This window comes from Streptomyces sp. NPDC002092, assembly GCF_053593775.1.
The window spans coordinates 1-7,253 of sequence record NZ_JBSFDG010000048.1 but is presented as its reverse complement, the minus strand read 5'-3'; the positions used below and the strand labels follow the sequence as shown (position 1 = coordinate 7,253).

The window sequence follows — 7,253 nt, the reverse complement described above, 5'->3', positions numbered from 1 at the left end:
CGACCGCCTTGCGCCGCACCGCCGCGTCGGGATGGCAGATGCTGCCCAGCTTGTAGTCGTCGTCCTGGAACGTGTTGGAGTTGATCGCGCCCAGCGCGATCCCCTGCTTGCGGGCGAACGCCGCGAGCTTGCCGTAGTCCTCGACCTTGTCCCACGGAATGTGCAGCGCGACGGTCGGCGCAACGCCGGTGACCGCGTGCACCTGGGCGGCATCGGCCAGCTTCTCCCACGGGTCGCGCGGCACGCCCTGCTGGGCGAAAACCTTGAAGCGCGTACCGGAGTTGCCGTACGCCCACGACGGCGTCTCGATCTTCTGCGCCGCGAGTGCTGCCTTCACGGCGGACTGGTCTGGCATGACCACCTCTGAACACTGTTTGAATCGTTTCAGGGAACGTAGCCTTACAGGTGGGATGTCGTCAAGACGTCCGTCAGGTCACCCTGGAGTGTTCACGAGAGTGCGGAGATTTCGTTGCCGGAACCCTTGACGAGCCGCCGCCGCGGGCCCACGATGCCGTGAAACGTTTCACGGCCGCCTTCAGGGTTGGTTACACGTGTCATCGCGTGGTGGCACGCACCGCCCTCCGTCCCCGAACTCCCCATCAGAAAGGCCGCCTTGATGAGCAACGACGCCATCTCACGCAGGCCCGCCGAACCCCGGGTGACCCGCTCCCAGTGGCGCCTGGCCGTCCTCTCCGGAATGGCCTCCTACCTCGACTCGGGCATCATCGTCTCCTCCGGCCTGTCACTGGGCCTGTGGCAGAGCCGCTTCCACCTGTCCTCCTGGGGCCTCGGCGCGCTGAGCGCGGCGCTGACCTTCTCCATCGCCGTCGGCTCGCTCGTCGGCGGCCGCCTCGCCGACCGCTTCGGCCGCAAGCGTGTGTACGGGATCGACATCCTCGTCTACGCCATCGGCGCCGCCCTGCTGGTCTTCGCCCCCAACAGCGCCTTCCTCTTCGCCGGGATGATCATCAGCGGTCTTGCGGCCGGCGCCGACCTGCCGACCTCGCTCGCCATGGTCTCCGAGCACTCCCCGCGCTCGGTTCGCGGCCGGCTGATCGGTGCGACGCAGACCATGTGGGTCGTCGGCATCACCGCCGCGATCGTGATCGGCTTCGGCACCTCCACGCTCGGCTACCTCTCCGCTCAGCTCCTCTTCGCCCACCTCGCCGTCGTGGCCCTGGTCAGCTGGGTGCTGCGCAACCGCATGCGGCTGTCTCCCGTGCTGGAGGAGGCCGGGCGCGGCGCCGGTGGCGAGGGCATCGACGCGCGGGCGCTGCTTCGCCTCGGTTCGAAACCGGTCCTCGTCCCGCTCCTCGCGACAGGCGGCTTCTACCTCGCCTGGAACCTCGCCGCCAACACCATGGGCCAGTACGGCACGTACTTCCTGACCACCGTCAGCGGCGCCTCCCAGACCCTCGCCACGGGGATGAGCCTGGCCGGGCTCCCGATCGGCCTGGTCTGCTCGCTCGCCTTCGTACGCCTGGCCGACACGCCCTGGCGCGACCGGCTGTTCCACGTCTGCGCGGTGCTCCAGGTCCTTGCCTTCGCCGTGGCCGCGGCGACCGGCGGCGCCGTGATCGCGGCGATGGTCTTCTTCCTGCTCCTCTACAACGTCGTCAACCAGTTCGCCGGGGAGGCCAACTACAAGGTCTGGTCCCAGGAGGCGTTCCCCGAGGAACTGCGCGCGACCACGCAAGGACTGACTTACGGCCTCAGCCGCGCCCTGTGCGGTTTCGCCGGCCTCGCCACCCCCACCCTGATGGCGGTCAGCGGTTCGGCCGTCCTGTGGATCACCACGGCGTGTGTGGCCGTGTCCGGTCTGATCGGGGCGTGGGTCGTCCGCACCATCGCTCCCCAGGGGCGGGCTGCGGCGCCCGGGACCACATCCACCGTCCGTGCGAAGGAGGCGATCTGATGCGCGTCACCGCACCTGTCCTGGAACACCACCGCGAGCCGCTCGGCATCGGCGAGAGCAGGCCCCGCCTGAGCTGGCGCACCGAGACGGACACACCCGACTGGACGCAGCGGGCGTACCGGCTCGAAATCACCGGCACCGACGGCACCGTCCTGACCGACACCGGGCGCATCGAGGGCGCCGACTCGGTGCTGGTGGACTGGCCCGGCGAGCCGCTCGCCTCCCGCAGCCGCTTCGGAGTGCGCGTACAGGTGTGGGGCGAGGGCGCCGAACCGTCCGCCTGGTCGCCGCCGACCTGGGCGGAGACGGGACTGCTCGCCCGTACCGACTGGACCGCCCGGCCCATCACCCCCGACCGCGAACCCGCCGACGCCCCACTCCCGGTGGCACTGCTGCACCGCACCTTCACCCTCGCCAAGCCGGTCGTGTCCGCTCGGCTCCACATCACGGCGTACGGCGTCTACGAGGCCGAGATCAACGGCAAGCGCGTCGGCGACCACGTCCTCGCCCCCGGCTGGACCTCCTACCACCACCGGCTGCGCTACCAGACCTTCGACGTCACCGGCCTGCTGCGCGAGGGCGACAACGCGATCGGCGCGTTCCTCGGCGAGGGCTGGTACACGGGCCGGCTCGGCTTCCACGGCGGCCGGCGCAACCTCTACGGCGACCGCCGCGCGCTCCTCGCCCAACTGGAGATCACCCACCCCGACGGCACCCTCACCACCCTCGGCACCGACGAGGCCTGGCGCGCCACAACCGGCCCGATCCTGCGCTCAGAGCTCTACGACGGCGAGGTCTACGACGACCGGGCGGTCCGCCCCGGCTGGTCCGCCCCGGGCCACGACACCTCCGAGTGGTCATCCGTCGCCGAACTCGCTCTCCCGGAAGCCGAGTTGGTGTCTCCAACCGGCCCGCCCGTGCGCCGTACCCAGACCCTGGCCCCGGTCGACGTCCTCACCACGCCATCGGGGAAGACCGTCCTCGACTTCGGGCAGAACCTGGTCGGACGCCTTCGCATCCGCGTCTCGGGGCCGGCCGGACACACCATCACCCTGCGGCACGCGGAAGTTCTGGAGCACGGCGAACTCGGCATCCGGCCTCTGCGTCTCGCCGCCGCAACCGACACGTACACCCTCGCCGGCACGGGCGAGGAGACGTACGAACCCCGCTTCACCTTCCACGGGTTTCGCTACGCCGAAATCGAGGGCTGGCCCGGCGAGTTGGACCCGTCCGCGGTCGAAGCCGTCGTCCTGCACACCGACATGACCCGCACGGGCTGGTTCGACTCCTCGCACGAGCTCGTCAACCGCCTGCACGAGAACGTCGTGTGGGGCATGCGCGGCAACTTCCTCGACATCCCCACCGACTGCCCCCAGCGCGACGAACGCCTCGGCTGGACCGGCGACATCCAGGTCTTCGCCCCCACCGCCTCCTTCCTCTACGACTGCTCGGGCATGCTCGGCGGCTGGCTGCGCGACCTCGCGGCCGAACAACTCGCCCGCGCCGACGGCACGCCCCCGCTGGTGGTGCCCGACATCCTGCCCGCCGGCTTCGGCGGCACCCCGCACGCGGTGTGGGCGGACGTCGCCGTACTGCTGCCGTGGACGCTGTACCGGCGCTTCGGCGATCCGGCCGTGCTGCGCACCCAGTACCCGAGCATGCGCGCCTGGGTGGAGACCGCCGCCCGCCTCACCGAGGAGGGCGGCGGCCTGTGGCGGCAGGACTTCCAGCTCGGCGACTGGCTCGACCCGGCCGCCCCGCCGGACGCTCCGGGAGACGCCCGTACGGACGGCGATCTCGTCGCCAACGCATACGTCGCCCGCTCGGCCGACGTTCTCGCCGAGACGGCACGGCTGCTCGGGGAGAAGGACGACGCCGTACGCTACGAGGAACTCGCGCGGTCGGTGCGGGCGGCGTTCGCCGACGAGTTCGTCACCCCGGGCGGGCGCATGTCGAGCGACGCGCAGACCGCGTACGCGCTTGCCCTGTGCTTCGCGCTGCTGCCGACCGAGCGTCAACGGCGGGGTGCCGCCGAACGGTTGGCCCACATCGTGCGCAAGGCGGGCTTCCGCATCGCCACCGGATTCGCCGGTACGCCGCTGATCTGCGACGCCCTGTGCGCGGGCGGGGAAGCGCAGCTGGCGTACCGGATGCTCCTGGAGAAGGGCTGCCCGTCCTGGCTGTACCCGGTGAGCATGGGGGCGACGACCGTGTGGGAGCGGTGGGACTCGATGCTGCCCGACGGGAGCATCAACCCCGGCGAGATGACCTCCTTCAACCACTACGCCCTCGGCGCCGTCGCGGACTGGCTGCACCGCACGGTCGCAGGCCTCGAAGCCGCCGAACCGGGCTGGCGCGGGCTGCGCATCGCGCCCGTCCCCGGCGGCGACCTGACGTATGCCAAGGCCGCGCATGACACGCCGTACGGCCGGGCCGAGGCGGGCTGGCGGATCGAGGACGGCACGCTCGTGGTGGAGGTGCTCGTCCCGCCGAACACCCGGGCCGAGGTCCAACTCCCGGGTGACGGTGAGCCGTTCGAGGTCGGATCGGGCCGCCGTACCTTCCGGCGGCCGTACACCGCGCCCGCCTGGCCGCCGACCGCGATCCGGAATCCGTTCGCCGGGCCCGAGGAGTAGGGCGGGCGAGGTGCTCAGGCCAGGACGGCCGGCCTGAGCACCTCCTCGCACCACTGGCGGAACGTCGTCGGGCTGGGCGATGCGAGGCGGTGGTCCTCGTCGTAGGCGTCCCTGATCTGGGCCACGGCCATGTCGACCAGCCCCTGCGCCCATGCCTGGCTCGCGCCGTGCTCCACCATCGTCGCCCGGTAGGCGTCGAGGGGCAGCTGCTGATACCGCACGGGCCGCCCGAGCACCTCGGAGAGGACCTGTGCCATGCCGTCGGGGGAGAGGGCGTCGGGGCTGACCACGGGCACACCCTCCTGACCGCTCCACGACCGGTCGAGCAGGAGTTCCGTGGCCTTGGCCGCGATGTCCCGGGTGGCGACGGAGGCGACGACGCGGTCGCCGGGCTGCGGCCAGCAGAACGCGCCCTGGTCCCTGATCGCGGCCACCTGCCACAGCAGGTTCTCCATGAAGGCCGGCGGCTGCAGCGCCCGGAAGTGCACACCCGTGTCCATGATCAGCCGGTCCTTGGCCAGCGAAGCCGACAGCTGCCCGGCGTTCTTCTCGACTCCGCGGCCCATGGTCGACACGGCGACGACCCGCTTGACGCCCCGGTCGCCGATCGCCTCACAGGCCGCCCGCGTGTAGTCGACGTAGTGGCCTTCGACGTCCTCAGCGCCCGGGTCCGGCGGCACCAACCAGAACACCGCGTCCGCGCCGGCGAAGGCCTCCATGACGACGCCGAGGTCGCGATGCGAGCCCTGAACGACCTCGACGCGCTCGCGCACGAGCGCAGGCAGCCGGGAAGGGTCCCGGACGATCACGCGGACCGGCTCCTCGCGGGCGAGGAGACCGTCGACGACCTGGCGGCCGATCTGACCGGTGGGGGTGGTGATGACAAACATTGAGAAGCTCCAAGATGGCTCGCTGGAAAGGCAGTTGGCACCCTTCGGTCGCCGGCTGGACCAGCTCGACGCACCGGGGGACCGCGTGCTTCGATCCTGCGGTGCACCCCGTCGAGACGGAAGGATCGACGGGATCCCGCTTGTTACCCTCTGGGTAATACCGAACGGAGGTGCCGGGTCGTGGAATCCCGATCACTGCGCTACTTCCTCGCCGTGGCCGAAGAACTCAACTTCGCCCGCGCCGCCGAACGGCTGGGCATCTCCGCCCCGCCCCTCTCCCGTGCCATCCGCAAACTCGAGGCCGACCTGGGCGTCACGCTCTTCGAGCGCACCACCCACTGCGTCGAGCTGACCCCCGCCGGTACGGTCCTGCTCGGGGAGGCCCGGATCGCGCTCGACGCCCTGCAGGCCGCGGGACGTCGGGCACAGCGAGCCGGCGCCCAGGACGCCAAACTGGTCCTCGCCCTCAAGGCAGACGGTGACGGTGGCCTGCTGGAAACCATCCTCAACCGGTACGCGACCGAGCCGGCCGCCCTCCCGGTCACGATCCGGCTGTCCGGCTGGGGCGACCAGGCCCGTCTGCTGCGCCAGGGCGAGGCGGACGCCGCCCTGATCCACGAACCCTTCGACCACACGGGTCTGGACAGCGAAACGGTCACCGTCGAACGCCGCCTTGCCGTCCTCCCGGCCACCCACCCTCTGGCCGCCCGCGACCACCTCACGCTCGACGACCTGGCCATCCCGGGGGTCGGAGCGGGCCGCCTCGACGGTCTGGCCGACTACCTGGACATGATCGTCGAGCGCCACCGCATCGCCGACCTGGCCCAACTCCTCACCCTCGTCGAGCTGGGCGAGATCGTCACCCTGCTGCCCGAATCCGTCACCACCCGGTACCCGCGCCCGGGTCTCGCCTACCGCGAGATCCCGGACGCCCCACCGGCCACCCTGTCGATCGCCTGGCCCCAGCAGTCCTGCTCGACGGCGACTGCCGCACTGGTCCGGGTGGCCGCGTCCGTGGTCCCCCCTTTTGAGGCGGCTGCATGAAGTACCTGGTCCTGATGCACGGCCCGCTCACGGACAGCACCGACCACAGGACCGCGTAGTACATGATCGACTGCGCCACCCCGGAACGAGCACCGGGAGATCGCCGCACGCGTCCTGGACTTCCACGTCGTGGCGGTTGAGGTGCGGCCCGTCCACGACTCGTTCGGGATGCGACAAACCTGACGGCACGGGTCCCCGTCCACGGGGCCGCTTCGCACACTGACCGGCATGGCCCTCTACGGCACCCTCGATGCTGCATTCGGATCGGCGCACACGTTCACTCCGTGCTGGGAAACGCCGCGGACGTGATCAACTTCGGCACCGGCACCGGCACCGGCTCGTACGAGCCACCGCAGACGGTCCTCGCAGTCGAACCCAGCCAGGTCAGCGATGACCTGACAACAGGCCCCTGGCTCACCCGGCACGCAGACTTGCTCAGACGCGACACATCTCAGACGCGACACAGTCGACGTCGGCTACCGATTACTGGTGGCAAACCTCTGACACGCGCGCCGTCAGGGCACGCGGCTGCCCAGATTCGCGGCCCAATCCGGCGGCCGTGAGCGGCCCCGCAGGGGCGCGGGGAACTGCGCGACCAGCCACGAGCGGCCCGCAGTCTGCACACAACAAATCCCGGCAGACGCGTAGCAGCCTTCAGGCTCCCCATCCGGCCTGCTGTCCGCCGACGCGTTCTTCGACGATCTTCTGGGCCCATCCGGAGCGGCGGTAGGCGCCGATCGGGTCGGCATCGAGTCCCATCTCCTGGCG

General features: G+C 70.8%; 4 protein-coding genes and 2 pseudogenes. 3 read left to right on the top strand and 3 right to left on the bottom strand.

The annotated features are described in order from the left end of the window. Positions 1-355: pseudogene (locus tag ACWCRD_RS44890) on the bottom strand (L-rhamnose isomerase); the annotation flags it as partial. 261 nt (positions 356-616) lie between these two features. Between ACWCRD_RS44890 and ACWCRD_RS44885 the strand changes: the two are divergent. Together ACWCRD_RS44885 and ACWCRD_RS44880 are read left to right on the top strand one after the other, a co-directional pair. After that, positions 617-1,915, top strand: a complete 1,299-nt coding sequence (locus ACWCRD_RS44885; protein ID WP_450971449.1) for an MFS transporter — start codon at positions 617-619, stop codon at positions 1,913-1,915. Then, complete coding sequence (locus ACWCRD_RS44880; protein WP_450971448.1) at positions 1,915-4,551, top strand: family 78 glycoside hydrolase catalytic domain; 2,637 nt, start codon at positions 1,915-1,917, stop codon at positions 4,549-4,551. Before ACWCRD_RS44885 ends, ACWCRD_RS44880 begins: the two co-directional genes overlap by 1 nt. Positions 4,552-4,565: 14 nt before the next feature. Here ACWCRD_RS44880 and ACWCRD_RS44875 read toward each other — a convergent pair whose 3' ends face one another. Continuing rightward, positions 4,566-5,441 (bottom strand): NAD(P)H-binding protein, encoded by an 876-nt coding sequence (locus tag ACWCRD_RS44875; protein WP_450971447.1) that lies wholly within the window; start codon positions 5,439-5,441, stop codon positions 4,566-4,568. 180 nt (positions 5,442-5,621) lie between these two features. Between ACWCRD_RS44875 and ACWCRD_RS44870 the strand changes: the two genes are divergently transcribed. Then, positions 5,622-6,485, top strand: a complete 864-nt coding sequence (locus ACWCRD_RS44870; protein WP_450971446.1) for a LysR family transcriptional regulator — start codon at positions 5,622-5,624, stop codon at positions 6,483-6,485. Positions 6,486-7,139: 654 nt separating this feature from the next. Here the strand turns inward: ACWCRD_RS44870 and ACWCRD_RS44865 are convergent. Further along, a pseudogene (locus ACWCRD_RS44865) lies at positions 7,140-7,253 on the bottom strand (L-rhamnose isomerase); the annotation flags it as partial.